This is a genomic window from Mucilaginibacter celer, from assembly GCF_003576455.2.
GTDB classification, from domain to species: Bacteria; Bacteroidota; Bacteroidia; order Sphingobacteriales; family Sphingobacteriaceae; genus Mucilaginibacter; species Mucilaginibacter celer.
In genome coordinates this window covers 2,934,312-2,958,264 of the sequence record NZ_CP032869.1, presented here as the reverse complement: position 1 = coordinate 2,958,264, position 23,953 = coordinate 2,934,312, and the positions used below count along the sequence as shown (strand labels likewise).

21 protein-coding genes and 1 other RNA gene are annotated in these 23,953 nt (G+C 43.1%); 6 read left to right on the top strand and 16 right to left on the bottom strand.

The window, feature by feature from the left end:
- Positions 1 to 84: 84 nt before the first annotated feature.
- From HYN43_RS11640 to argB, 5 genes are all read right to left on the bottom strand, one after another.
- Positions 85 to 3,000, bottom strand: a complete 2,916-nt coding sequence (locus HYN43_RS11640; RefSeq protein ID WP_119409510.1) for a DUF6493 family protein — start codon at positions 2,998 to 3,000, stop codon at positions 85 to 87.
- A gap of 12 nt (positions 3,001 to 3,012) precedes the next feature.
- Positions 3,013 to 4,353 carry an SWIM zinc finger family protein gene (locus HYN43_RS11635; RefSeq protein WP_119409509.1) on the bottom strand — a complete coding sequence of 447 codons (1,341 nt, stop codon included), beginning with the start codon at positions 4,351 to 4,353 and terminating at the stop codon, positions 3,013 to 3,015.
- A 99-nt stretch (positions 4,354 to 4,452) separates the two neighbouring features.
- Complete coding sequence (locus tag HYN43_RS11630) at positions 4,453 to 5,829, bottom strand: aspartate kinase (protein WP_119409508.1); 1,377 nt, start codon at positions 5,827 to 5,829, stop codon at positions 4,453 to 4,455.
- Between the two features lie 214 nt (positions 5,830 to 6,043).
- Positions 6,044 to 6,859 (bottom strand): pyrroline-5-carboxylate reductase, encoded by an 816-nt coding sequence (gene proC, locus HYN43_RS11625; RefSeq protein WP_119409507.1) that lies wholly within the window; start codon positions 6,857 to 6,859, stop codon positions 6,044 to 6,046.
- Positions 6,856 to 7,701, bottom strand: a complete 846-nt coding sequence (gene argB, locus HYN43_RS11620; protein WP_245447258.1) for an acetylglutamate kinase — start codon at positions 7,699 to 7,701, stop codon at positions 6,856 to 6,858. The genes proC and argB overlap by 4 nt, the downstream gene beginning before the upstream one ends.
- Positions 7,702 to 7,848: 147 nt before the next feature.
- Here argB and HYN43_RS11615 point away from each other — a divergent pair, with 147 nt between their 5' ends.
- Both HYN43_RS11615 and HYN43_RS11610 read left to right on the top strand, forming a co-directional pair.
- Complete coding sequence (locus tag HYN43_RS11615; RefSeq protein WP_245447257.1) at positions 7,849 to 9,204, top strand: NAD(P)/FAD-dependent oxidoreductase; 1,356 nt, start codon at positions 7,849 to 7,851, stop codon at positions 9,202 to 9,204.
- Positions 9,205 to 9,246: 42 nt separating this feature from the next.
- The gene (locus tag HYN43_RS11610) at positions 9,247 to 10,494 is read left to right on the top strand and encodes a cation:proton antiporter (protein WP_119409506.1); all 1,248 of its coding nucleotides are present in this window, start codon (positions 9,247 to 9,249) and stop codon (positions 10,492 to 10,494) included.
- Between the two features lie 29 nt (positions 10,495 to 10,523).
- Here the strand turns inward: HYN43_RS11610 and HYN43_RS11605 are convergent, their stop codons facing one another.
- The 11 genes from HYN43_RS11605 to HYN43_RS11555 all read right to left on the bottom strand — a co-directional run bounded on the left by HYN43_RS11605 (position 10,524) and on the right by HYN43_RS11555 (position 19,510).
- Positions 10,524 to 11,132 carry an FMN-binding negative transcriptional regulator gene (locus HYN43_RS11605; RefSeq protein WP_119409505.1) on the bottom strand — a complete coding sequence of 203 codons (609 nt, stop codon included), beginning with the start codon at positions 11,130 to 11,132 and terminating at the stop codon, positions 10,524 to 10,526.
- Positions 11,133 to 11,202: 70 nt separating this feature from the next.
- On the bottom strand, positions 11,203 to 12,150 hold the full coding sequence (locus HYN43_RS11600; protein ID WP_119409504.1) for an N-acetylornithine carbamoyltransferase: 948 nt from the start codon (positions 12,148 to 12,150) through the stop codon (positions 11,203 to 11,205).
- A 21-nt stretch (positions 12,151 to 12,171) separates the two neighbouring features.
- Positions 12,172 to 13,299, bottom strand: a complete 1,128-nt coding sequence (locus tag HYN43_RS11595) for an aspartate aminotransferase family protein (protein WP_119409503.1) — start codon at positions 13,297 to 13,299, stop codon at positions 12,172 to 12,174.
- 67 nt (positions 13,300 to 13,366) lie between these two features.
- Entirely contained in the window at positions 13,367 to 14,365 is a 999-nt protein-coding gene (argC, locus tag HYN43_RS11590) for an N-acetyl-gamma-glutamyl-phosphate reductase (protein ID WP_119409502.1), read from the bottom strand.
- A complete protein-coding gene (locus HYN43_RS11585; RefSeq protein WP_119409501.1) occupies positions 14,343 to 14,696 on the bottom strand; it encodes a cupin domain-containing protein in 354 nt (117 codons plus the stop codon). Before HYN43_RS11585 ends, argC begins: the two co-directional genes overlap by 23 nt.
- Complete coding sequence (gene argG / locus HYN43_RS11580) at positions 14,689 to 15,885, bottom strand: argininosuccinate synthase (RefSeq protein WP_119409500.1); 1,197 nt, start codon at positions 15,883 to 15,885, stop codon at positions 14,689 to 14,691. Before argG ends, HYN43_RS11585 begins: the two co-directional genes overlap by 8 nt.
- 95 nt (positions 15,886 to 15,980) lie before the next feature.
- Positions 15,981 to 16,625, bottom strand: a complete 645-nt coding sequence (locus HYN43_RS11575) for a GNAT family N-acetyltransferase (protein WP_119409499.1) — start codon at positions 16,623 to 16,625, stop codon at positions 15,981 to 15,983.
- 436 nt (positions 16,626 to 17,061) lie between these two features.
- Positions 17,062 to 18,018, bottom strand: a complete 957-nt coding sequence (locus HYN43_RS11570; protein ID WP_119409498.1) for a YpdA family putative bacillithiol disulfide reductase — start codon at positions 18,016 to 18,018, stop codon at positions 17,062 to 17,064.
- A gap of 86 nt (positions 18,019 to 18,104) precedes the next feature.
- An RNA gene (gene ffs, locus HYN43_RS11565) (signal recognition particle sRNA small type) lies at positions 18,105 to 18,203 on the bottom strand.
- A gap of 44 nt (positions 18,204 to 18,247) precedes the next feature.
- Complete coding sequence (locus HYN43_RS11560) at positions 18,248 to 18,877, bottom strand: 2'-5' RNA ligase family protein (protein WP_119409497.1); 630 nt, start codon at positions 18,875 to 18,877, stop codon at positions 18,248 to 18,250.
- Between the two features lie 12 nt (positions 18,878 to 18,889).
- Complete coding sequence (locus HYN43_RS11555; protein WP_119409496.1) at positions 18,890 to 19,510, bottom strand: 2'-5' RNA ligase family protein; 621 nt, start codon at positions 19,508 to 19,510, stop codon at positions 18,890 to 18,892.
- A gap of 74 nt (positions 19,511 to 19,584) precedes the next feature.
- Between HYN43_RS11555 and dinB the strand changes: the two genes are divergently transcribed.
- From dinB to HYN43_RS11535, 4 genes are all read left to right on the top strand, one after another.
- Entirely contained in the window at positions 19,585 to 20,769 is a 1,185-nt protein-coding gene (gene dinB / locus HYN43_RS11550) for a DNA polymerase IV (protein WP_119409495.1), read from the top strand.
- A gap of 223 nt (positions 20,770 to 20,992) precedes the next feature.
- Positions 20,993 to 22,216, top strand: a complete 1,224-nt coding sequence (locus tag HYN43_RS11545) for an acyltransferase family protein (RefSeq protein ID WP_119409494.1) — start codon at positions 20,993 to 20,995, stop codon at positions 22,214 to 22,216.
- A gap of 9 nt (positions 22,217 to 22,225) precedes the next feature.
- Entirely contained in the window at positions 22,226 to 23,251 is a 1,026-nt protein-coding gene (locus tag HYN43_RS11540) for a sensor histidine kinase (protein ID WP_119409493.1), read from the top strand.
- A 3-nt stretch (positions 23,252 to 23,254) separates the two neighbouring features.
- Positions 23,255 to 23,953, top strand: coding sequence for a LytR/AlgR family response regulator transcription factor (locus tag HYN43_RS11535; RefSeq protein WP_119409492.1), 699 nt, complete (start codon positions 23,255 to 23,257; stop codon positions 23,951 to 23,953).

Here is a 23,953-nt window from a genome sequence, read left to right as displayed (position 1 = left end):
CCTAAATATGCTTAATAACGGCGGGTTTTAAAAGTTTTGCTGTAGGAATGTTACAATTGATCGCACTACAAATGCTATTGTATTTTATTGTTTACTGCCCGAAAACCCCTGTTTAATGCGCCCGGTAACAGTTGTTAAACTACTGCCTGTTTGTTCCCACTCGTTTAACATGCCTAATACCTTTTCATCCGTAACCGACTGCTTATTGGCCGCCAATACTTCAAGGTAAATATCAAGAAGCTTTTTGGTGTTGTTTAAAGGTTTTTTATTCATGTTGCTGATACAGGCTGCCAGCAATTGTTCAAGTTCGCGATCATGAGCCGGTGAAATATGCAGCATGCCCGAAAGGATCAAGTCTGTAAACCGTTTTAAAGGCGCAAGCCCGTTATATTCGTGCTTACCTATAATTTCGCCCAGTTGTTTGCTGTTTATAGTTTGATCTTTAACGCCTTTTATCCATAATTCGGCAGCGTATGAACGTACTGTTTTATCATTAAGCAACATGCAGGTGCCAATAAAAAGATGACTCGCAGCGCCGTAGGTATACTTAAGAGTCATTAAGGTTTCCTGTGCCGAAATAACAAGCTTTTTGTCGGTTTCGCCTTGCAGATCAAAGTAGCGGAAAGATTCTTTGTTAACATAGCACAACCAATGCTCGGGCCAGTTGGGGCTTAAATAAATGAGGCGCTTAATGTCATTTTGCTCGGCGGTAATGTATTTATATTTCAACTCTGCAAAATCAAAATAACCTTCCTCATACGCTACAAGGGTTTTGTGGCCCGTGAGTTTGTTCCACAAACTTTTGATGCCCGAAGCAACCGGACTTGTATCTGTTTTGTTGATGGATACAATCACCGCGTTTCGGGTAGCGGGTACCATTTCATATTTCTGCTTTTGGTAGTTATACTTTTTTTCCTGGTAATGTTCTACAAGTGACGACCAGGTGAAACCGGCCAGTAAATATTCCTCATTCCATTTGCTGTACGCCGCCCATTGTTGTATCAAACTGCGCCTGTGTGTTAAAACCGCAGCAAGCCAAACCGGCTTGAGTTGATGCTGCGGATTGGGTTGATGATCTTCTCCTAAAATAAAACCGATTAAATCGCGCGACTCGCCATTTAAAAGCCCGTTAGCCAATGAAAGCGCTTCTTCTTTATTATCGATAAAGGAACGCATTACCGCCACCTGGTAATCCATGAGGCCTGGCCGGGTATTTTTGCCCTGGTATACGCTTATCCTCCTGATCAGTTCTTCAATCGACACAAGGCTGGGTTCATGAGTAGGAGTGGAGAGTAGCGGAACCCAAAGTTTATGTTCAAGCGCCCAAAATGCGTTCAGTAAAATATGCTTATGAGGTTTGTACCCTTTTGAATGTGTGAATACCTCCCATGCCTTGATGCCGCTGTCAAACCATTTGAGATCCTGTTTTTTTTCGACCATCTTTTTGCGATGCTCCTGGTGAAGCTCTTTAAGCGATTGTGCCGCAGCCGGGTAAAAATCCATCAGTAATAAACCATAGCTGAGCATAAATTTGGCCAGCATGCTATCCAGGTAACCCCTGGTGCTTACCCAATCGCCGCTGATGGTTTTAAATGCGCGCTGAAATGCAGGCAGTAGTTTCCTGATATTCTGCTCCGTCATCTGGTCCTGAAACTTCAGGATGGCAGCCGGCAGCAGATCAAAATGATAAGCCTCGTTCTGGTCAAAAGCCTGGCTGGCCAGGTATACAAATTCATCAAAGTTTTGAGGGAAAGCTATGGGCTGCCTATCCTGTTGTTCGTGCACACCAACAAAATCTTCCGAATCATCTGTAGGTTCCTCCGGCATTAAAAAAGGTTCGAGGATATTTTTAGCCTCGAAAAGCAGACCTTGCTGGTAAGCCGAAACCGCTTCCCAAACGTCTAACGAAGCACTATCGGCGTATTTTGAAATGAGTTTGGCGGTACGCACCTGCAGTTTATCATCCTGGTGAAGGAGTGCCTGGCTGGCCAGTATGCAAATTTCTTCCCGCTTACCCGGATGTTTTTTGGCCAGTTTTTCCAAAATCATTAAGGCATTGGTTACGGTTGTTTTTGATTCGGACGAGAGCACCAGCGGACAATGTTCAAAAAAGCCGGTTTCGTCAAAACCTTCATCACCTGCTATATCTTTAAAATATTTCAGTGCCGTGTTTACAGGTTTGGAATGTGGCGAGTTAAATGTATTCAGCAATACCTGTTGCAAATCAAGCAATTCTGTTTTAGAAGGCTCAATCCGAATGAAAAGTTCAACAAACCAACCACACAGGCTCTGGTTAAAATTACGGTTAATGGCTGCCGTGGTAGCGTTTAACACATCCGCACGAGGTAAAAGTCCGCGTCCTATAAAATCAAGAATAGCTTTTATCCAGAATTGTTCGTTTTCGTCGGCCCAATGAATTTCGTTGCTATATTCAAACAGGTACCAGAAATGTTTTTGCAGGGTAACAGGCCGTTCAAGAAGCTGTTGCGGCTCGTAACTTTTTCCGCGCGCAAGGGGCTTAAAAATAGCACGAGGCAAAATCCGGGCAATAAGCTGCGCCGATTCGCTTACATAGCCGCCCTCAACCAATTCCATGTACCAGCTATAATCAATAAAATAGGGGATAAACTCTGTATCGGCAAAGCGGTTCATATAATCGCTAAACCAGGTGGGGCAATACCAGGGCAGTATGGTATCCAGTACCTTTTTGTTTATAACATCAACCGGGTTGGCTTTTTCAAATTCTTTGCGGTTATAAACCACAAAAAAGGTAATACCCAATATTTCGCGCTGTAAATCGGTAGATTTATAGCCATACCGTTCCCCGCCAGATAATGATTTTTCTATTATCCCAAACTTAAAGTGCTCCGTATCCAGTTTTTTAAGCTCGGGCAAAAAAACTTTTTTACCGGCTACATCCAGGGTTTGCAGCAGCGGAAGCAAATCTTTACGACGCTCTTTTTTTAAAAGTACCTGGTATTGCTCAATAAAAGTGCTCATATCAATAAAAGCTTATCGGGCCAATAATTTTTTCACCGCCAAAATATGTTTGCAAACACCACGCTCGCCCTGGTTTTTGCTGAACCACATGCAGGTACAACGATCCTGATCATTCTCCAATAAAACCATGTGGTGTACACCGCTTCCCTCAACTTCGGCCTCTACCCGGCTACCGGTATTTGACTTGATCCGTACTTTTCCTTCAGCAAGCAGCTTTTCGGCATCCTTCAAGCGTGGGTTTAATGTGAGGATGCGGCTGGTTTTAAAAGGCAAACGACGGTAAAAGAAATTGTTATCATCCAAATCAAACCCCAGCAAACCTATAGCCGAGAGCCTTCCGGTTAAATTCTCCACTTTTTTTAGATCTATCCCTTCGTTTACAGCAAGCAGGGTAGGATTAAATTCCTGGTTAGCATAGCTGTAACTATCCATCAGTTCTACCCAGTTTTCGGGCACATCTTCTATCAGCGATTCGAGCGCTGCGCCTTCGCCGGAAAATCCCCGCCAGGCATCCCTCGATATGGAAAGACTAAACCGTACCGCGCCGATATAAACCTGCCAGGTGGTTGATTGCTGATCTTTATGAGCAAAAACCTGCAGTTGATCGGCTATAAGCAATAATGGTTCAATTAATTTAAGGCGGTGAACCCCGCCAACTGTTATGGCATTTGCGGCTTGTACCGGCGAAAACATCGGTTTTCCGCCCCGCAACAGTAAATAATAATCTGTTTTGGGTTTTCCTGTCGGGATGGTTTTAAATAGCTGGATGGCCTGCAGGCGGTTAAATTTGTAGGTATGTTCCGATTCGGAAAGGAACACCTGTACGCTGGTTAAGCCCTTTATCCATTTAGTTGGCAAAGGTACCTTACGCTCCACTATTTTGCCTTCATCGCGGTGTAATGCGACTTCTTTTTTGCCTATAGACAGCAACACTTCCTCATTTCGGCGAACGCTGCTCAAAGCCGATAACATGGGCTGATTAAAATCGACGTTAGTGGTGCCGTTTTCCAAAAACTCGCCATCGTGCCCATCACCTAACACATCAACGCGGGCATAAACGCCTGCACAATGCGAAAAGCCTTCAAACCTGATCTTTTCGTTACCTGCGGTTACAATCGGGTCTTTCATCATCATAAAATCAAATGGTGATAAACTGAAACTTGATTTTACAACGTTTGAAAGCGTAAGCAGGCAGCGCGAAACTACATAAGGATCAGTAAGCCTGCCCCAAAAAAAGCAGGATGCATCTTTTTTCTGCACCTCGCTGTAGTTGGCCAAAAACAACTGATCGTTGTTGTCAACTTTGCTTAATGATGATAGCTGGTTATATTGGTATGTAATGGTATCAGACATTAGGATAGTTTAGGATAACAGCGCTAATTTAAAAAATAAAAGGTTAGTTACTTGCTGCAACTAACCTTTTACCTTTAAGCTTTCACCTTTCACCTCAACCTAACACATCGCTTTGTTCAACGCGCGGATAGCTTCGTTAAAATCTTCGCGGGCCACTAAAAACTGGATGTTTACCATCCTCAGGGCGAAACCGCAGCTCCGGATATTAATACCATTTTGGGCCAGGGCAGTCGCTGATTTGGCCAATAAGCCCGGCTGATCCATATTTGAACCGATGAGGCAAACCATAGCCATTTTTTCAACAGCAACCTTTTCGTAATTATCTTCCAGCTCGGCAATCAGTTTTTTGTTATAGTCTTTCTCCCAAATAACAATCGAGATACTGTTTGCGCTGGTAGCCTTAAAGCTGTAGCTCACGCCGTACTTGTAAAACAGCTGCATAATATGGAAATCGGTACCCACGTTGCCTACCATTGATGGATCGTAGATATCAATCATAACCACTTTGTCGGTACCGGTTATTACTTCAACGCGTTTAGTATCGCATATATATTCGCGGGTAATGAGCGTGCCGGGGTGTTCTGGCTGGAAGGTGTTTTTGATCCTCAGGTCGATATCATTTATCTCAAGCGGTTTTGAGGCTTTAGGGTGAATAGCCTCCATACCCACATCAGCCAGCTGATCGGCAACATCATAATTGGTATTACCTACCGGGAAACAATTTTCAACGCCAACCAACTGCGGATCGGCAGTACACAAGTGGTATTCTTTGTGGATGATGGCTTCCTGAGGTTTTACAGCTACAGCTATTTTGCTAAAGGTAACTTCAGAATAACCACGGTCAAACTCGCGCATAATACCTTCGGTACCTTTGGCGTAGCCGGTAACGATGGTAATGGTTTTTGAAAAATCGATATGGGCAAGATCCTTCCTGATCCGCTGATCGATAGTTAGGGCGCGGTGATCGTGAAAGCCGCTCAGGTCGATGAACGTGGCATTGATACCCATGTTTTGCAGAATATTGGTAAAATTAAAAGCCGAGTGGCTTTCACCAATAGATGCCAGGATCTCGCGGGCGGCCTGTAAAATACCTTCTTTACCTACATAGCCTGATGCCAGGATGTTGGCCAGGTTTTCGAGATAAGTTTGCGCGTCTTTAATGCGGGTTTCGATAAACTTATCGGCTTCGATTAGGTTAAGGCCAAGGCTTTCGTAGTTTTTATTGAGTTGCTTTAACTTAACAATAAGCTGCTTAAGCAGGGGATGGAAATCTTTATAAGTGGCCAGCTTGTGGTAAACACCGGGTGCGCCGGTTTTCTTATTTTCGAGCAGGAGGTTGGTTACTCCCGAAAAGGCTGATACTACAAATATGCGGTTGTAAAGCTCATCGCCGCTGCGTTCAAACTGGATGATGTTTTTGATCACATCGCCCAAAGCGGTCATGGATGTACCGCCAATTTTTTCTACTGTTAACATTTTATAATTGAAAGTTCAACATGCAAAATGCTATTATTATGCCACCGTAATTATGGTGCTGATTGCTAATAACTTGTCGTTTTACTGTTGTTTAAAAGTATCTCATTTTGATTCCTTTGGTATCAAAACGGTCGAATATAATGATTTTGCTGTTATCGATTTTGTTTGAATTGTCAGGCTTTCCGCTTTTGGCCTTCTGCTTTAAGCTAATATATCAATCCTTTTTGTACAAGTCGCCTGCTTTCTCTGCTGATAAACGGATACCCTTGATCATGGCCGAACTGAAACCATGGTGCTCCATCTCGTTTAAGCCCGCAATGGTACAGCCACTTGGTGATGTTACTTTATCAATTTCCTGCTCAGGGTGCGATGCGAGTTGCAACAAGAGGTCTGCAGCACCTTTGGCAGTTTGTGCAGCCATTTTCAATGCATCATGCGCGTGGAAGCCAATCTCAGTACCACCTTGCGATGCCGCGCGGATAGATCTTAAAAAGAAAGCTATGCCACAGGCGCACAGGGCAGTGGCCGATGTCATGAGTTCTTCGTTAATCTGGATGGTAACGCCAACGGTATCAAACAATGATTTGGTCATGTTGATGTTTTTGTTGGTGCCGTTATCTGTAGCGATACAGGTCATTGAATGCCCGATGGCAATGGCCGTATTTGGCATAGCCCTGATAATCTGCACGTTTAAATCGAGGTGCTGGCGGATATCGGCACAGCTAACTCCTGATATCACCGAAATTAGCAGTTGCTTATCCGGTTTTAGTTGTGGCTTTATTTCATCAAGGAGTTTGTTTAATTGCTGGGGTAGTACGGCCAGTACAACGATATCGGCTTTGCGTACGGCACGCAGGTTATTATCAGATACATGATACCCTTGCTCGGCATATTGGCTAAGGGCGGCAACATTACGGCGGGTAAGGGAGATTTGCTGGGGTTTGCAAATTCCTGCCTTAACTAAACCTTTGGCTAATGAGAGGCCTATGTTACCAGAGCCTAATATTGAAATGTGCTGTTGTGAGTTCATGCGTTTTTTGTTAAACGTGTTCCAAATGGTTTGTTATCCTTTAGCTGCCCCAAATCGTCCGATTTGCCTATAATTACCGCTTTTACGCCGCAGGCAATAGCGGTAAAGGCATTGTCAAGCTTGGGCAGCATGCCGCTGTGTATTATCTTTTCTGTTTTTAATTCCTCGTAACGCTGCGGATCTATTTCGCCAATCAGCGATTCCTCATCGTTAATGTCTTTTAACACGCCTTTTTTCTCGAAACAATATATCAGGGTGGTGTCGTACAATCCCGATAACGATACCGCCAATGCTGATGCAATAGTATCTGCGTTGGTGTTTAATAGCTGCCCTTCACCATCGTGTGTTATGGCGCAAAAAACAGGTGTAAAACCGGCTTCCATCAGCTTGCTTATGTTTTGCGGGTTGATGGAATCAGGTACAATATCACCTACAAAACCATAATCGATTGTTTTTACAGGTCGTTTTACCGCTTTTATAAAATTACCATCGGCACCCGTTAAGCCTATGGCATTATTGCCAAAACGCTGTAACTGCGCTACAATGTTTTTATTAATGAGCCCGCCATAAACCATGGTAACCACACGCAGGGTTTCGATATCGGTAATGCGGCGACCATCAACCATTTTTGATTCGACGCCCAAATCTTCGGCCATTTGCGTAGCTACTTTTCCACCGCCGTGTACCAGTATTTTATAGCCTTTAAGTGCTTCAAAGTCTTTTAAAAAATGATACAGATTTTCGGAGTTATCAATAACGTTTCCTCCAATTTTGATTATATAAAGGCTGTTATTGGATGTTAATTTACCCATTTTGATATGATCTGTATCAATTTTACCCATCACTGTTGTTAATATAGCTATATTTTTAGTAAATCTCTGCTTTTTTTAGTAGAAAAGCATCTAAAATTAAAAAATTATAGTGTGTTTGTTAAAAAAATGATACAAAAATGAGCAGGCGTTGTTTGGTGCCGACTTTACAATTTGATAATGAAAGATTTAGTATTATTGGAAAAATTAAGGCATCATCCTTGCTTATACCTATCTATGGAGCAAAAAAAGAATACCAGGCCGCGCGTAGCAATTATTGGCGGAGGATTTGGGGGCATTCAGTTAGCTAAAAAATTAAAAAACGCACCTGTTGATGTGCTGATGATTGATAAGCATAATTATCACACTTTTCAACCACTGCTTTACCAGGTGGCCGGCGGTGCCATCGCCGCCGATTCGATTGGCTTTCCGTTGCGGAGGATTTTCACCAGGCAAAAGAATTTCAGGTTTGCACTTGCCGATGTAAAGAAGATCAACCCGGAAAGCAATACGCTGGATACCGATATAGGCACAATTTATTATGATTACCTCGCGATAGCCACCGGCTCCAACACCAATTTCTTCGGCAATAAGGAAATTGAACATTTTGCCATGCCGATGAAAAATATCCCCGAAGCATTAAACCTCCGGAGCCTGATTCTGCAAAACCTGGAAATGTCGCTGGTATCAAAAGATCCTGAAGAGAAAGCCGCGTTAATGACCTTTGTGGTAGTAGGAGGTGGCCCTACAGGCGTTGAACTATCGGGCGCGCTGGCCGAGATGCGGGAACTTATTTTGATGAAGGATTATCATGGTCTGCGCAAACACAGCATGAAGGTATACCTGGTAGAAGGTAAGGCCGAGTTACTTGCAGCCTTTTCGCCAAAAGCCAGTGCAAAAGCCAAACAGTTTTTGCAGGATATGGATGTAACCATTTACAACAGCGTGCATGTGGAGAGTTATAACGGTTATCTGCTTAAAATAGATAATGGCACCACCATACTTACCCGCAATGTGCTTTGGGCTGCCGGAGTAAAAGGAGAAATCCCGGAAGGCATCCCTGCCGAAAACATAGCCCGTGGTAACCGGATCCTGGTTGATGAATATAACAAAGTAAAAGGTTATGAAAATATCTACGCCATAGGCGATGTAGCTGCGATGATTACTGATGAATTCCCCAACGGGCATCCCGGTGTAGCACCGGTAGCTATTCAGCAAGGGCAAAACCTGGGCGAAAATGTTTACCGCATGTTTGAACGTAAGCCGCTGGTGCCATTTAAATACAAAGATAAAGGTTCACTTGCAACCATCGGGCGTAATAAAGCGGTTGCCGATTTAGGAAAACTTCATTTCCAGGGCTTTTTTGCGTGGCTGGTTTGGGGCCTGGTGCACATCATGTCGTTAGCTGGATTTACAAACAAGGGTATTATCTTTTTTAGCTGGGCCATTAACTATTTTACCAAAAACAGCGACAACAGGCTTATTGTACGCCAGTTTGATACCGAAACCCGCAAAACCAATCCCGAAGTGAGATAACGGCAAACAATAATCCGCATAAATCCTTATTGATAAGTATTTATGGATCTGTTTGTTGTAATTGCTTTATTGGTTATTGTAAGCGCGATTTTTTCATACCTCAACGCGCGTTTTATAAAGTTGCCCGGCACAATTGGTATTGTGCTGCTGGCTACAATTGCTTCTATAGTTATACTTGTTTTAGATAAAGTAGATTCGTCTATAGCTGATTACCTGGGCACTTTGGCCAAGAATATTAATTTTTCAAAAGCGGTATTGAATATTCTGCTGGGTTTCCTGTTATTTTCAAGTTCGTTTAACCTTGATGGCCGGAAGCTTAAAAAAGAAATGCGGCCTGTGTTTGTGTTGAGCACACTTGGGGTAATTATTTCAACCGCAGCATTCGGAACGCTGTTTTATTACGTAGCTCCTGTTTTTCATATTCATATGCCGCTTATTTATTGCCTGCTATTCGGCGCATTGATTTCACCTACCGATCCTGTAGCGGTATCTGCCATCATCAAAAACTCAAAACTGCCGGCACACCTTGAAACCATTATTTCTGGCGAATCGTTGTTTAATGATAGCATTGGGCTAATCCTTTTTGTGATTATTTTAGAAGTTGCACGCGTAGGCGAAGAGAAGATAGAACTGGCTAAAGTAACCATGCTTATTGTTAAGGAAATAATAGGAGGGATTGTAGCCGGTGCGTTATTAGGGTACCTGGCGCACCGCTTAATGCATTCGGTAAAGGATTTTCAGACTATCGTATTGATCTCGCTGGCTTTGGTGATGGGGTTATCTGTATTGGCCGTTCTGCTTGATTTTTCGATACCGCTATCGGTTGTTACGGCAGGATTATTTGCTGGGAGTCAGTCTATTAACCAGGATAATAAAGAGAAATCGCACGAAGCACTCGAAAAATTCTGGAAACTGGTTGATGAAATTCTGAATACTATATTATTTGTGATGATAGGGTTGCAACTGGTTAACCTGCCATTTGTAAACAATTACTGGGTTACCGGCAGTTTATCGATAGCCATAGTGTTAATAGCGCGGTGGATGAGTATTATGCTGCCGCTTACCTTTTTAAGGAGAACATTGAAAGTGAATTACAGTAATATCAATATCATGACCTGGGCGGGCTTACGGGGAGCGATCTCTATAGCACTTGCATTATCATTGCCCAATACACCATATCGGCATCTGATCCTTTCGGGCAGCTATTTTATCGTGATATTTTCGGTAATTGTACAGGGGTTAACGCTGAATGCAATGATAAACAGTGCATCCAAAAAAATACAGGAATAAACAATCTGCCGAAGATTTAATTGTAGTAATTACTCTAAGCCAGACATGTATTTGCTTATCTCTGCTTCAACAGCATCTCCACTTTTGGCTAAGGCTTCAATAATATTTTTTCGTTCAAGTTCACTCCGGTTTTGACTGAGCTTTTGTTTACCCTGTAAATCATCTACAGCAATCTCAAATGCTACAATGCCTTTCATCATACGTTGTTTGTATTCATTAGGCAAGCCGTTCGATTGTTCCAGGTAATCGGCTTCATAATTACCTATCATTCGGGCCAGTAAATCGGCGGTCTGTTCGCCTTCGGGCAAAATTATGGCTTTGCCGTAGGCATGTACGGCTATATAATTCCAGGTAGGTACGTTGGTTTCTTTTTCGTAATGTTTGGGTGAAATATAGGCATGAGGCTCGGTAAATATCACTAAAACATCTTTTCCGATAATTTCAGTTGCCTGCGGGTTAGCTTTGGCAAAGTGCGAAGCGAGAATGATTTTCCCGTTGCGCTTTTCAATCAAAAAAGGGATGTGGGTAGCAAAAGGCACATCGTTAGTAGCTGTAATGATGGTTGCAAAGCTGTAACGCTGCATAAAGCTGATGGCTTCCTGCTCATCTGTTAACTGAAAATGTTTAGGCGTATACATGAGAAAAGAATCAGGAAAGTAAGAGGCAGGAATCAAGATCTGATCTTAATTCCTGCTCATTGAAAAATTACTACAAACTCTCTAACATCTGCTTTAAAACAGCCTGCGCTGCCCAAACACGGTTGCCGGCTTCGTGAACTACTACCGAATTTGGTCCGTCTAAAATCTCATCAGACAGTTCCAGGTTACGGCGAACCGGCAGGCAGTGCATTACTTTAGCATTGTTGGTTAAGGCAAGCTTTTTATTGGTAAGCATCCACTCTTCATTTTTGCCCAAAATATTGCCATAAGGCTCATAAGCCGACCAGTTTTTTACATAAATAAAATCTGCTCCGGCCAAAGCCTCATCCTGGTTGTAAGTGATATTTGCGCCTTGTGTAAAATCGGCACAAAGCTCATAACCTTTTGGTTGAACGATGGTAAAATCAACATCAGCCTTACACATCCACTCCGAAAACGAATTTGGAACAGCCTGCGGCAACGGTTTAATATGCGGTGCCCAGGTTAAAACCACTTTAGGCCGAGCGCTGGTTTTTAACTCTTCAATGGTAACCAAATCGGCCAAACTTTGCAGCGGGTGACGGGTAGCTGATTCTAAACTCACAACCGGCACTTTGCAAAACTCAACAAACTTGTTAAATATCATTTCGCTATAATCCTCTTCGCGGTTACGCAAGCCTGGGAACGAGCGAACGCCAATAATATCGGCATACTGGCCCATAACGCCCGCCGCTTCGCGGATATGCTCAACGGTGGTGCCATCCATAATTACGCCATCGCGCAGTTCAAGCGCCCAGCCTTCTTTATCGATGTTGAGTACCATCACGTTCATGCCCAGGTTAATGGCAGCCTTTTGGGTACTCATGCGGGTACGCAGACTTGGGTTTAAAAACACAAGCGCCAGCGTTTTATTTTTACCCAGTTGTTGATGGGCAAAAGGATCCTGTTTAAGTGCCAGCGCCTCTTTTACAAGCGTGTTAACATCGGCTACATCATTAACAGAAGAGAATAGTTTCATCGGTTGGGGTATTATAGCGGGTTATTGATTTAAAACAGTTACAAAAGCTTCCAAAAACCTATCAGCATACGCTTTGGTGAGGTTCAATGCCGGTAGTAACCTGATCACGTTTGGTTTAGCTTCTCCGGTGAATATATGGTGCTTGTTAAGTAATTCTTTACGGGCGTGCGCTAATTCCTCAGGCAGTTCAATACCGATCATCAAGCCACGGCCACGAACTTCTTTAACCTGCTCAAGTTTTTTCAACTCGGTAATCAGATAGCTGCCAATCTCAGCAGCATTTTGCATCAGGTTATCCTGTTCCATTACTTCAAGTACGGCCAAACCGGCAGCGCAAGCCAGATGGTTACCACCAAAAGTAGTACCCAACATGCCATAAGCAGGCTGTATTTTAGGCGATATGATAATACCGCCAATAGGGAAGCCGTTACCCATACCTTTAGCCATGCTGTAGATATCGGCGTTAACGCCTGCAAAATCGTGCGAGAAGAATTTACCTGTACGGCCATAACCGCATTGTACCGAATCGGCAATAAATACAGCATTATATTCGTCACAAAGCGAACGGATCTTTTGCAGGAAAGCTTCAGGAGCAACCTGGATGCCACCTACGCCCTGAATACCTTCGATTATTACCGAAGAAACCTCGTTGTCTTTCAAAGCCTGCTCTAAAGCAGCTTCATCAGCCCAAGGCAAAAAGATCACGTTATCGGTTTCGTTTACCGGCGCAACAATTTTAGGATTATCAGTAGCTGCAACAGCCAAAGACGTACGGCCGTGAAACGATTTTTTGAAAGCGATGATCTTCTTTTTACCATTGTAAAACGAAGCCAGTTTCAAAGCATTCTCATTAGCCTCAGCACCAGAGTTACACAAAAACAATTGGTAATCATCCTTGCCAGATACCTTACCTAATTTTTGAGCCAGTTCAGTTTGAATAGGGATCTCGATAGAGTTAGAGTAAAAGCCGATCTGGTGCAACTGATCTTCCAAACGCTTTACATAATGCGGATTGGTATGACCAATAGAAATAACGGCATGACCGCCATAAAGGTCAAGATATTCAGTTCCTTCGGCATCGTAAACAAGGCTGCCATTACCCCTTGTAATGTTTATATTGTTGATAGGATAAACGTCGAATAATTTCATTTTTTTCAGTGGATATAATTTTACTACTTAATTGATAACAGGTTTTCCGGTACGGCGAGCAGCTCCATCAGAAGCCGATCGCCTTAAGTCGTAAGCCTGCGCGCTCGTCAAGGCCGAACAATAGGTTCATGTTCTGTACTGCCTGGCCGGATGCGCCTTTAAGTAAGTTATCCATTATGCTGATAATGAATATTTTGTTATCGTGTTTTTTTACCTGGATAAAGCATTTATTGGTATTAACAATCTGCTTTAAATCGATATTACGGTTGGTTACATGTGTAAATGGATGGCCTTCGTAATATGCTTTGTAAAGCGCTAATGCTTCCTCTTCGGTTAAGTCGCTTTCGGTATAAATAGAGGCTATGATGCCGCGGGTAAAATCGCCACGATAAGGGATAAAGTTTATCGCTTTATCAAAGCCCGGCTGTAATTGCCTTAACGATTGGCCAATCTCATTTAAATGCTGATGGCTGAATGCTTTATAAACAGAAAGGTTATCGTTTCTCCATGTAAAGTGTGAAGTAGCGGATAAACTCTGACCGGCTCCCGTAGAACCTGTTGTTGCTGTAACATGCACCTCATTATCCAATAAACCTTTCGAAGCCAGGGGCAGCAAACCTAATTGTAAACAAGTAGCAAAGCAACCCGGATTGGCAATATTAGCGGCTGTTTTAATTGCCTCGCGGTTCAATTCAGGCAAGCCATATACAAAGCCCTTACCGTTTAAAGCAGCGTTTTGCGACAGCCTGAAATCCTGGCTCAAATCAATGATCTTTACAGAATCGGGGATAGGATTTGCTTCCAAAAACTTTTTAGCATCGCCATGGCCTACGCAAAGGAAAAGCACATCGATATCTGTAGATAATTCAGAAGCAAATTTCAGGTCGGTATCGCCAAACAGGTCGGTATGTACTTCGTAAATGTAGTTGCCCGCGTTGCTGTTGCTGTGTACAAAAGCTATATCAACGTTAGGGTGGTTGATCAGGATGCGGAGCATCTCGCCACCGGTGTATCCCGCGCCGCCAACTATACCTGTACGTACCTTATTTAATTTCAATTCTGTCATTATTTGTAGATGGATATGAATATAAAATAAACTCCAGATCTGTCCGGTCGTTGTTGCTTATAAAATGCTTCTGACCGGGGTTAATCTCGATACCTTGTTCGGGTTTTAATACCGTTACCTCCCCGTCAATCGAAAAAGTAGCTCGTCCTCTCAAAATAAAAAATACCTGAGTGGCTTTTTCATGATAATGCAATTGCTCGGCAGTATCGGGTGGCATTAGTTCTTGTTTAACGGATAAGGCTTCCGTATCAATGAAAGTCCATCCGTGGCAGTCGTCGCCCCAGTTATAGTGCTTTAAGCAATCGCTTTTTGAAAACGCCGTATTAATCATTTTGGCCGTTAACCTTATGATAGATCATTACCTGGTTACCGAATATTTTCGAGAAACCTTTAACGTCTTCGCCGCTCCATGCATTGTTCATCTCGCCGTAGCTGCCAAATTTGTTCGACATTAAATCATGATCAGACTCGATACCTACAACCTGGAAACGGTATGGGTGCAATTGTACAAACACTTTTCCGCTTACGTTAACCTGTGTATCGTTCAGGAAAGCTTCGATATTACGCATAATAGGATCATGGAACTGACCTTCATGCAGCCAGTTGCCATAGAAAGATGATAACTGATCTTTCCATGAAAGCTGCCATTTGGTCAAAACGTGTTTCTCTAAAGTATGGTGAGCTTTGATGATCACCATTGGGGCAGCGGCCTCAAAGCCAACGCGGCCTTTAATACCGATAATGGTATCGCCAACGTGGATATCCCTGCCAATGCCATAAGGCTGCGCGATAGCTTGTAAAGCCTGGATAGCTTTGGTTGGGTGATCATATTGCTCATCGCCAATGGCTACCAATTCGCCTTTATCAAAAGTAAGTACCAAATCTTTTACTTCGCTTTCGGTAACCTGTGTAGGCCAGGCCTCTTCAGGTAAACCAAGGTTTGAAGTCAAGGTTTCTTTACCACCTACCGAAGTACCCCAGATACCTTTGTTAATAGAGTATTTAGCTTTTTCGAAGTTCATATCAACACCATGTTTTTTCAGGTATTCGATCTCTTCTTCGCGGCTCAGTTTCAAATCGCGGATTGGGGTGATGATCTTTACTTCTGGTACAAGGATATTGAAGATCATATCAAAACGCACCTGGTCGTTACCGGCACCGGTACTGCCGTGGGCAACAAACTCGGCACCAATTTCTTTGGCGTAGTTAGCGATGGCGGTTGCCTGGCTTACACGCTCGGCACTTACCGATAGCGGGTAAGTATTGTTTTTTAATACGTTACCATAAATTAAAAAGCGTACGCAGGTATTGTAAAAGTTTTCGGTTTCGTCAACCACATGGTGCGATGTAACGCCCATTTTATAAGCACGCTCTTCAACGCCTTTTAACTCTTCTTCGCTAAAACCGCCGGTATTTACAATAACCGAATGAACCTCATAACCAAGATCCTGTGTTAAATAAATACAGCAAAAAGAGGTATCTAAACCTCCGCTATAAGCTAATACTACTTTTTTCTTCATGTTTTTTGGTAAGCTTAAAGCTTAAAGCGTAAGGCTTAAAGCTTTACTATCAATTTATGGTAATCTGTTTTTGTTTGTTTTACTAAGCCTCTGGCTTAATGATCGTGCCCGATGCGTTTTTTTATGGCATTTTCAATACGCTCCAAAAGCGTTGCTTTGTGCGTAATTCGTTGCATCTTTTCCTCGTACTCCTTTTGTTTTTCCGCAGGATCAAACAGCATAGCTGTGCACATGCAGTTTTTACGGTTTTTACTGGTGAGGATATCGAAGTTTACGCAGCTTTTGCAGCCGGCCCAAAAGTTCTCGTCCTGGGTAAGTTCAGAGTAGGTAACCGGTTCGTAGCCAAGTTCCGAATTTATCTTCATTACCGCCAAACCGGTTGTTAAACCGAATATTTTAGCATCCGGATATTTGGTGCGCGACAATTGGAAAATACGGTGTTTAATGGCTTTCGCTAAACCTGCTTTTCGGAATTGCGGGTTAACAATAAGGCCCGAGTTGGCAACAAAGTCGCCGTGGCTCCAGGTTTCTATGTAGCAAAAACCGGCCCAGGTGCCATCTTTATGCAATGCTATAACCGCTTTGCCTTCCAGCATTTTATTGGCAACATATTCGGGCGAGCGTGTGGCGATACCGGTTCCGCGTGCCTTGGCCGATTCGGCCATTTCATCGCATATCATGGCAGCATAATCTACATGCTGTGCTGTAGCAACCTGGATATCAAAATCTTGTATGGTCATTTAAATAGGTAATTACCGTGAAATTAATTGGCTTTATCAGCCTTAAATAATTAGATGGTTTTTTTAAAAGAAGTTTAAAAAACTCTTTTTGTGTGGAGCAGGATGAAAATTAATTCAAGCCCGTGGCATGTAGGTCCTTCGTCGGAGAAGAGGGCAGTTTAAAAATACAGCTGAACCCAAGGCAGCAGCAACCGGAGCAAAACTTGCTCTCAGGGCGGGCTTATTTAAGCTTGGTATATTCATTTTTTTGTTGAATTACTGTGTTTTTAATTTCGCTGCAAAGAAGACTATAAAATTTTATTTATACAAGAAAAAAATGTCATTATTTGTGGGTTGGTGAATGGTTGATTGAGTTGATTGGGTGAGTAGTTGGTTTTTGTTTATAACTTGTTGTTTTTCAAATAAAACCATTCGCCTAATCAACTCAATAAACCACTCACTTTTTCGCCATAATATCAGCAAGGATCATCTCTGCGTGAACGCGCGAGTTTTCAATGAACCAAAGATGCGTATCGAGGCCGCCGCAAACCACCCCGGCAAGGTATAAACCGGGCATGTTTGTTTCCATAGTTTCGGGGTTGTATTGGGGGATAAATTTATCTTGGGATAGGATAATTCCGAGTTTTTTAAGAAAGTCAAAATTCGGTTTGTAACCTGTCATCGCCATCACAAAATCGTTGGGAATGGTGATTAAACCTTCGGGAGTTTTGATATCTACCTCATGTTCGCGGATGGCTTCGAGGTTGGAATTAAAGTAAGCTTTAATGCTGCCTTCTTTTATGCGGTTAATAATATCGGGCCTTACCCAGTATTTAACCCTTTGGCTCACCTCGCTATCGCGGATTACGAGGGTAACCTCAGCGCCTTTACGATAAGTTTCCAATGCCACGTCAATAGCCGAATTGCTTGAGCCTACCACAACCACTTTTTGCAGGGTGTAATAATGCGGGTCCTGGTAGTAGTGCTTTACCTTAGGCAGCTCTTCGCCGGGGATATCCAAATTAACCGCAATATCATAAAAGCCGGTTGAAAGGATTACCTTTTTTGCCTGGTAGCTTGCCTTTTTAGTAGTGATGGTATAAATACCTCCTTCAAGCTTTACTTCGGTAACTTCTTCAAAAAGATGAATAGGCAAATTATTGGATAGAGCTACCCGGCGGTAATATTCCAATGCATCGGCTCGGTTAGGCTTAGTGTGTGTGGTAACAAATGGTACGCCGCCAATTTCCAGTTTCTCTGATGTAGAGAAGAATGTCATGGTTGAAGGGTAGTTGTATAATGAATTTACAAGGGTGCCTTTTTCGATGATCACGAAGCTTAAACCGGCTTTTTGGGCTGCAAGTCCGCAAGCTAAACCAATAGGGCCGGCACCAATAATGAGTATGTCGAGCATTTATGTATTTTATGAAGTAGAGAGATCTTGTACACCGGAAGCAGGCGTGTACCATTTTGCCGGTGCGGCAAAAATAAGAAAATAAAAAAGGGTAAGCTACTTCTATCGCGCCGCTCAACTCTCTACCCTTGCTGTGTTCCCACCCTGGGGGAGTTCAAGAGGAGCTGGCCGTAAAAGACTTACCCCGGCGCAAATATAGAAAAAGACAGCATTTATGATTAAGAAAATGTTAAAAAAGGCTTATCTGTTGATTTATAGAGGGATAATTTTTAATTTGCCTGTTTATACCCCAATTATCAGAGCCGGCCAGTACATTTTCGTCGCCCCGAAACTCAAATTCACGGTAAGTTTTGGCATGTTGGTCTGAATCTGTGAGCAAATTTTGCAAAATGGTTAGCCTGCTCACCACAAATTTTACCTTCATTTCCCGTTTCTGAAAATGCGGCCATAGCCGGTTAAACTGATCCGGAGTGATGCCCCTTGCTATGGTGATATGGGGAATGGTGCTGCTTTCGCCAACTATATCTTTCAGCAGTTTTAGCCAGTATTTGTTCTGTTCGCTTAGTTTAACTTTAGCGTAGATTGTCTTACTATAGTTGTTGCCTTCGTTAAAGCAATCAAAACCATCTATCTCAAAAACAACTGACGGCAATAATCCAAGCTTCCTGCTCAAAAATGAAAACCCCTGCATATCTGCATCAAGTGGTTTGCGTGGGTAGTTATTGATGGTGATATGTGCCCGCGCCTGCATGCTTGGGTAATTGCCGATGAGGCGCTTTGCCTCGTTCTTTAATTTCAGGATCATGAAGTTAACATGATCGGGTACCGGCAAAATGAAATGATAAAATGCGTAGTCCATGATATTAAAATTTTAAATAAAGAGGTTAATTTGATCCGGATCACCTGCTTTAAGCAGTTCCAGCTCATCGCGGGTGTAGCCGGGAGCAGTCTGGTTTTTAAATTCGAAAACTTTAAACTTATCCCATTTGGCAAAGGCATCCAGTGTATCGCGCTTTAAGATGCTCAGCTCCCTGATCCAAAATGGCTCAACCAGTTTTTTATGCCTGAAATGCGGCCAAAGCGCATCGAAATGTTTTTCGGGAATATCGCGCACTACGGTAATATGGGGCACAATATTTTTTTTGATCTTGAGCCTCTTTTTAAGCGCGCTAAACCAGTCATCAGTGGCCGGGGTGGTGCGGATGGTGGCATAGATGGTCATACGGCTATGCAGATGTGTAAAATGCGCGAAGCCATCTAAATGCAGCAGTACTGGTGGTAAGGTATTAATGCCTTGTTCAATTAACTCCATGTTTTTACCAGACATAAATGGCTTCTGCCTTTCCAGATGCTGAATAGAAATATGCGCCGGAGAATCCATGCTTTTAAAATTACCGATAAGCCTTGCCGACGCCTTTTTATAGCGGGCTATCTCGTGCTTCACCGGTTCGGGAGGCGAGAGCAGCATCAGGTAATCTTCGTACATATTCATCTGTTAGCTAATTAATTTAGTCAAAAATGCTAAAATAATTAGTAAAATATCAAATTTATTTTCACTTTTGTTTTGTGGAAGCCAAACGCTATATTGTTCATATCGACCTCGATTCGTTTTTCGTTTCGGTGGAACGAAAGTTTCATCCGGAGTTGATTGGTAAACCCGTAATTATCGGTGGCTCGGCCGAAAGGGGAGTGGTGGCCTCCTGCAGTTACGAGGCGCGGGCATTTGGCATACACTCGGCAATGCCTACCAAACAGGCGCTTAAGCTTTGCCCGCACGCTATCCTCATCCGTGGTTCGCATGGGCGATATGGAGAAGCCTCGCGCGAGGTTACCCAGATCATTGATGATACGGTGCCTTTGTATCAAAAAACCTCCGTCGATGAGTTTTATATCGATTATACCGGGATGGACCGCTTTTTTGATTGTTACCAGGAGGCTACCAAACTGAGGCAGAAGATCATCAAAGAAACCGGCCTGCCAATCTCCTTCGGTATGGCATCTGGCCGAACTGTAGCTAAAATGGCTACCAACCAGGCCAAGCCCAATGGGCAAATGTTTGTGAAGCATGGCGATGAGGTGAAGTTTTTGGCCCCGCTAAACATCAGGAAGATACCCGGGTTGGGTGAGAGTACCTGTAATAAATTATATCAATACGGCATCGAAAAGATAGGCCACTTGCAAAAAGTAGATATTCGTTTTCTGGAAACTATTTTCGGTAAATATGGCCATGCGCTTTGGGAAAAGGCCAACGGGATTGATCATAGCGAGATAGTACCGCATTCCGACAGGAAATCCATCAGCACCGAGCATACGTTTCATACCAATGTATCCGATCATCGCACGCTTGAAACCACGCTGGTATCAATGACGGAGGAGTTGTCATCCAAACTTCGCCGGGAAAATAAGTTATCATCATGCCTGGCCATTAAATTACGTTACGGTAATTTTGAAACGCATACCCAGCAGCAAAAAATTGCACTCACGGCCGCCGAGCATATCCTTATTCCGGGAGTGAAAAATTTGTTGAGAAAGGCCTGGGATCAGCATCGACCTATCCGCCTGATAGGTGTAAGGCTGAGCGATTTGTGTACCGGAAGTTATCAGATTAACCTGTTTGAGGATAATGAAGAGCGCATTAAACTTTACCAGGCGATGGATCAGATCAACTTTAAATTTGGCGATAAAACCATTTGCCGGGCGGCGGGGATGGAAATAGGGACGAGGAATTTTAACCCGTTTATGCGTGGCTGACCGTTGATGGGGAATGATTACGTTGATTTTATCTGGGATTACACCGATTGTTTTTTGATTACACCGATTTTTTGAACGGGAAATAGCAGTAAGAGTTTTCTCGATAATTTGATTTTATTCAGCCTCAAATCCTGCCAATGGTCAAAGCTTTTTTACCGTTGGTCAAAGTAATTTTATACAGCGCGTGCCCCTGATTTTCTTTGATAAAAAACAAAGAAATATCATGGAAACCACACAACGACAAACCTATCTCGACTGGCTACGAATTTTATCCATACTGGGCGTATTATTTTTCCACTCGGCAATGCCTTTTGTTGCCGAAGATGGCTGGCACATCAAAAATCACGAAACCAGTAACCTCATGATGGAATCGAACCATTTTTTACACCTTTTTCGCATGCCGCTGCTCTTTTTTATATCGGGTACCGTGAGTTACTACATGATGCAGCGGCGTTCTACACTCAGTTTCATCGGCTTGCGCTTCCGCCGGCTTTTTATTCCGCTGCTGGTGGGCATGTTCGTCATTGTTCCGCCGCAGATCTATATGGAACGGCTGGCTAATGGTTACAAAGGCTCCTTCCTTGATTTTTATCCCAGTACGTTTAGCTTTCAGCCCTATCCCAAGGGTAATTTCAGCTGGCATCACCTTTGGTTTATCGCCTATTTGTTTATTTATGATCTGATCTTCGCGCCGCTTTTTGCCTGGATGATCTCGCCTAAAAGCAATGGCTTTAAACAGAAACTGGCTATATTAGCCAATGGCAAATGGGTTTACTTGGTTATGTTGCCGGGCATCCTATGGTTTACATTTACCAGTTGGGATTTGCCCGAAACCAACGATCTGATTCACGATGGCAGCTATTTTGTTTACTGGCTGCTGTTTTTGCTGGCTGGTTTTATTTGCATTCTTCAACCAAAATTAATGGATAGCCTTGAGCGCAACCGCCGTTTTGCCTTAACCATTGGCTTCATCAGCCTGATGATATGGGAAGTAATGCGCTGGAACAGTATTGAACCCTGGCAAACAGCCTGGCCGTTTAAAAGTATTGCTTTTTCGTATGCTTTTACCGCTTTACGGCCAATAATTGCCTGGGGATGGGTGTTGGCGCTTGTTGGCTATGGCAAGCACTATTTTAACAGGAGCCACAAAGTGCTTGGTTATTTAAACCAGGCCGTATATCCGTTTTACATACTGCATCAAACGGTTATTGTTTTGATAGCTTACTATATTGTGCAAACCCAAAACGAAAGCATTCTTTCAAAATATATTTATACTGTGGGTATTACCCTTTTTGTTACCGTGCTTATCTATCATTTGCTGGTGCGCCCGTACGCTTTAACAAGGTTTTTATTTGGCATGAAACCCAAAGAAAAACCGGCATCGCAGTCGTCCGCAACGGTATCCGAACTTCAGCCGGAGGCCGCTCTTTCTGCCTTAAATTTGTAATTTGCTGATATGAAACTATTCGGGAAATATGTTTTTCCACTATTGTACGGTCTGCTGATATATTTTACCATCAGGTTGGTGCACGATGTAGAAATAGGCTCGAGGTTTTGGGAACGGCCTGCGATGCTCAATACTTTGGAGATAAGTTTGAGCGTTTTAGTGGGATACGTAGGGGTAGCGATGAACGAGTGGCTGTTCCGGTACTTTGAAAAGCGCTGGCCAGCCGGGCTGAGTTACGGCAGTGTTGCACGTGAACTCGCAATATTTGCCGGTGCTAACCTGTTGCTCATCAATACAATATTTACCCCCATGGCCGCCTTGACAGATGATGGCATTTCGTGGGCCGATGTGGTTGACATTAACCTGATTCCTACCCTGTACGCCACAGTTTACTACGGCATTGCACGCACTAATACCTGGCTTAGGGCTTATGTAAACAATAAAGTTCAACTCGAAAAACTAACTAATGATCAACTCGAAACAGAGCTTAAATTCCTGAAGGCCCAATATCATCCCCATTTTTTATTTAACGCGCTAAATACCATTTATTTCCAGATGGATGAGGATGTGCCGGGTGCCAAAAAGAGCACAGAATTGTTATCAAGCCTGCTGCGTTATCAGCTGTATGATCAGCAGCAGCAAGTGCCCGTTTTGCAGGAGTTGGAATATCTTGAAAATTACATCCTGCTTCAAAAAATACGGGCCAGTAATAAGATGAAGCTGAATGTTAAGTTTGATAATCAGCTTGCCGACCAACTGATTTACCCGCTGTTGTTGCTCCCCCTGGTTGAAAATGCCTTTAAATATATAGGCGGCGAATACCGGATTGCTATTGAATGCAAATTGGAAAACGATATGTTTGTTTTTAGTGTTTATAATGATGTACCGCCTAACATGAAAGCGCCGGATAACTACAGCGGCATCGGCCTGGAAAATTTGAAGCGGAGACTGCATTTATTGTATCCCGATAAACATCAATTAAAAACCGGCCGGGTAGATGACCATTATGTTGCCCAACTCGAACTAAAACTATAAAACATGGCTCGCATAAGTTGTATTATTACCGATGATGAACCTTTTGCCCGCAAAGGCCTGGAAGGTTATGTAAATAAAGCCGGTTTTTTTGATTTGAAGGCGCAATGCGAAGATGCCATGGAACTTGGAGCTTTGTTAGCGCAGCAATCTGTTGATTTGTTGTTTCTTGATATCCAGATGCCGCATTTAACCGGGGTAGAATTTATCCGCTCGCTTCCGAATCCTCCAAAAGTAATATTCACCACCGCTTTTAAAGAATACGCTACCGATGGCTTCGATCTGGATGTGTTGGATTACCTGCTTAAACCCATCCCTTTTGAGCGTTTTATGAAAGCTGCCTTTAAAGCGAAAGACTACTTCGACCTGAAAAATAATGATCCATCAACCGGCTATGTATTTGTTAAAAGTAACGGCAAGCTGGAGAAAGTGGTTTTTGATGAGGTGCTGTTTATTAAAGGCATGGAAAATTATGTAGAGATCCATACAGTTGCCCGTAAAATTATAACGCACAGCACGTTGCGGGCTTTTGCCGATAAGTTGCCTCAGCGCAGGTTTATGCAAACGCACAAATCGTACATCGTAGCAAGTGATAAAATAACTTCGATAGAAGGTAATATGCTAAATATAGGAGCCTTTGAAGTGCCGATAAGCAGGCAGCTAAAAGATCAGGTAATACAGGCTTTGATTAATCAGAGCCGGTAG

Bases quoted from the DNA above. Each gene is read 5' to 3' on its own strand.
- HYN43_RS11570 (WP_119409498.1), bottom strand. From the start codon at position 18,018: ATGCTCGACATACTCATTATTGGTGCCGGCCCTATTGGTTTAGCTTGC.
- HYN43_RS11600 (WP_119409504.1), bottom strand. From the start codon at position 12,150: ATGAAACTATTCTCTTCTGTTAATGATGTAGCCGATGTTAACACGCTT.
- argC (WP_119409502.1), bottom strand. From the start codon at position 14,365: ATGACAGAATTGAAATTAAATAAGGTACGTACAGGTATAGTTGGCGGC.
- proC (WP_119409507.1), bottom strand. From the start codon at position 6,859: ATGAACTCACAACAGCACATTTCAATATTAGGCTCTGGTAACATAGGC.
- HYN43_RS11610 (WP_119409506.1), top strand. From the start codon at position 9,247: ATGGATCTGTTTGTTGTAATTGCTTTATTGGTTATTGTAAGCGCGATT.
- HYN43_RS11545 (WP_119409494.1), top strand. From the start codon at position 20,993: ATGGAAACCACACAACGACAAACCTATCTCGACTGGCTACGAATTTTA.
- HYN43_RS11585 (WP_119409501.1), bottom strand. From the start codon at position 14,696: ATGATTAATACGGCGTTTTCAAAAAGCGATTGCTTAAAGCACTATAAC.
- HYN43_RS11535 (WP_119409492.1), top strand. From the start codon at position 23,255: ATGGCTCGCATAAGTTGTATTATTACCGATGATGAACCTTTTGCCCGC.
- HYN43_RS11540 (WP_119409493.1), top strand. From the start codon at position 22,226: ATGAAACTATTCGGGAAATATGTTTTTCCACTATTGTACGGTCTGCTG.
- HYN43_RS11605 (WP_119409505.1), bottom strand. From the start codon at position 11,132: ATGTATACGCCTAAACATTTTCAGTTAACAGATGAGCAGGAAGCCATC.
- HYN43_RS11630 (WP_119409508.1), bottom strand. From the start codon at position 5,829: ATGTTAACAGTAGAAAAAATTGGCGGTACATCCATGACCGCTTTGGGC.
- HYN43_RS11615 (WP_245447257.1), top strand. From the start codon at position 7,849: ATGAAAGATTTAGTATTATTGGAAAAATTAAGGCATCATCCTTGCTTA.
- argG (WP_119409500.1), bottom strand. From the start codon at position 15,885: ATGAAGAAAAAAGTAGTATTAGCTTATAGCGGAGGTTTAGATACCTCT.
- HYN43_RS11595 (WP_119409503.1), bottom strand. From the start codon at position 13,299: ATGAAATTATTCGACGTTTATCCTATCAACAATATAAACATTACAAGG.
- HYN43_RS11640 (WP_119409510.1), bottom strand. From the start codon at position 3,000: ATGAGCACTTTTATTGAGCAATACCAGGTACTTTTAAAAAAAGAGCGT.
- HYN43_RS11575 (WP_119409499.1), bottom strand. From the start codon at position 16,625: ATGACCATACAAGATTTTGATATCCAGGTTGCTACAGCACAGCATGTA.
- HYN43_RS11560 (WP_119409497.1), bottom strand. From the start codon at position 18,877: ATGGACTACGCATTTTATCATTTCATTTTGCCGGTACCCGATCATGTT.
- HYN43_RS11555 (WP_119409496.1), bottom strand. From the start codon at position 19,510: ATGAATATGTACGAAGATTACCTGATGCTGCTCTCGCCTCCCGAACCG.
- HYN43_RS11635 (WP_119409509.1), bottom strand. From the start codon at position 4,353: ATGTCTGATACCATTACATACCAATATAACCAGCTATCATCATTAAGC.
- argB (WP_245447258.1), bottom strand. From the start codon at position 7,701: ATGGGTAAAATTGATACAGATCATATCAAAATGGGTAAATTAACATCC.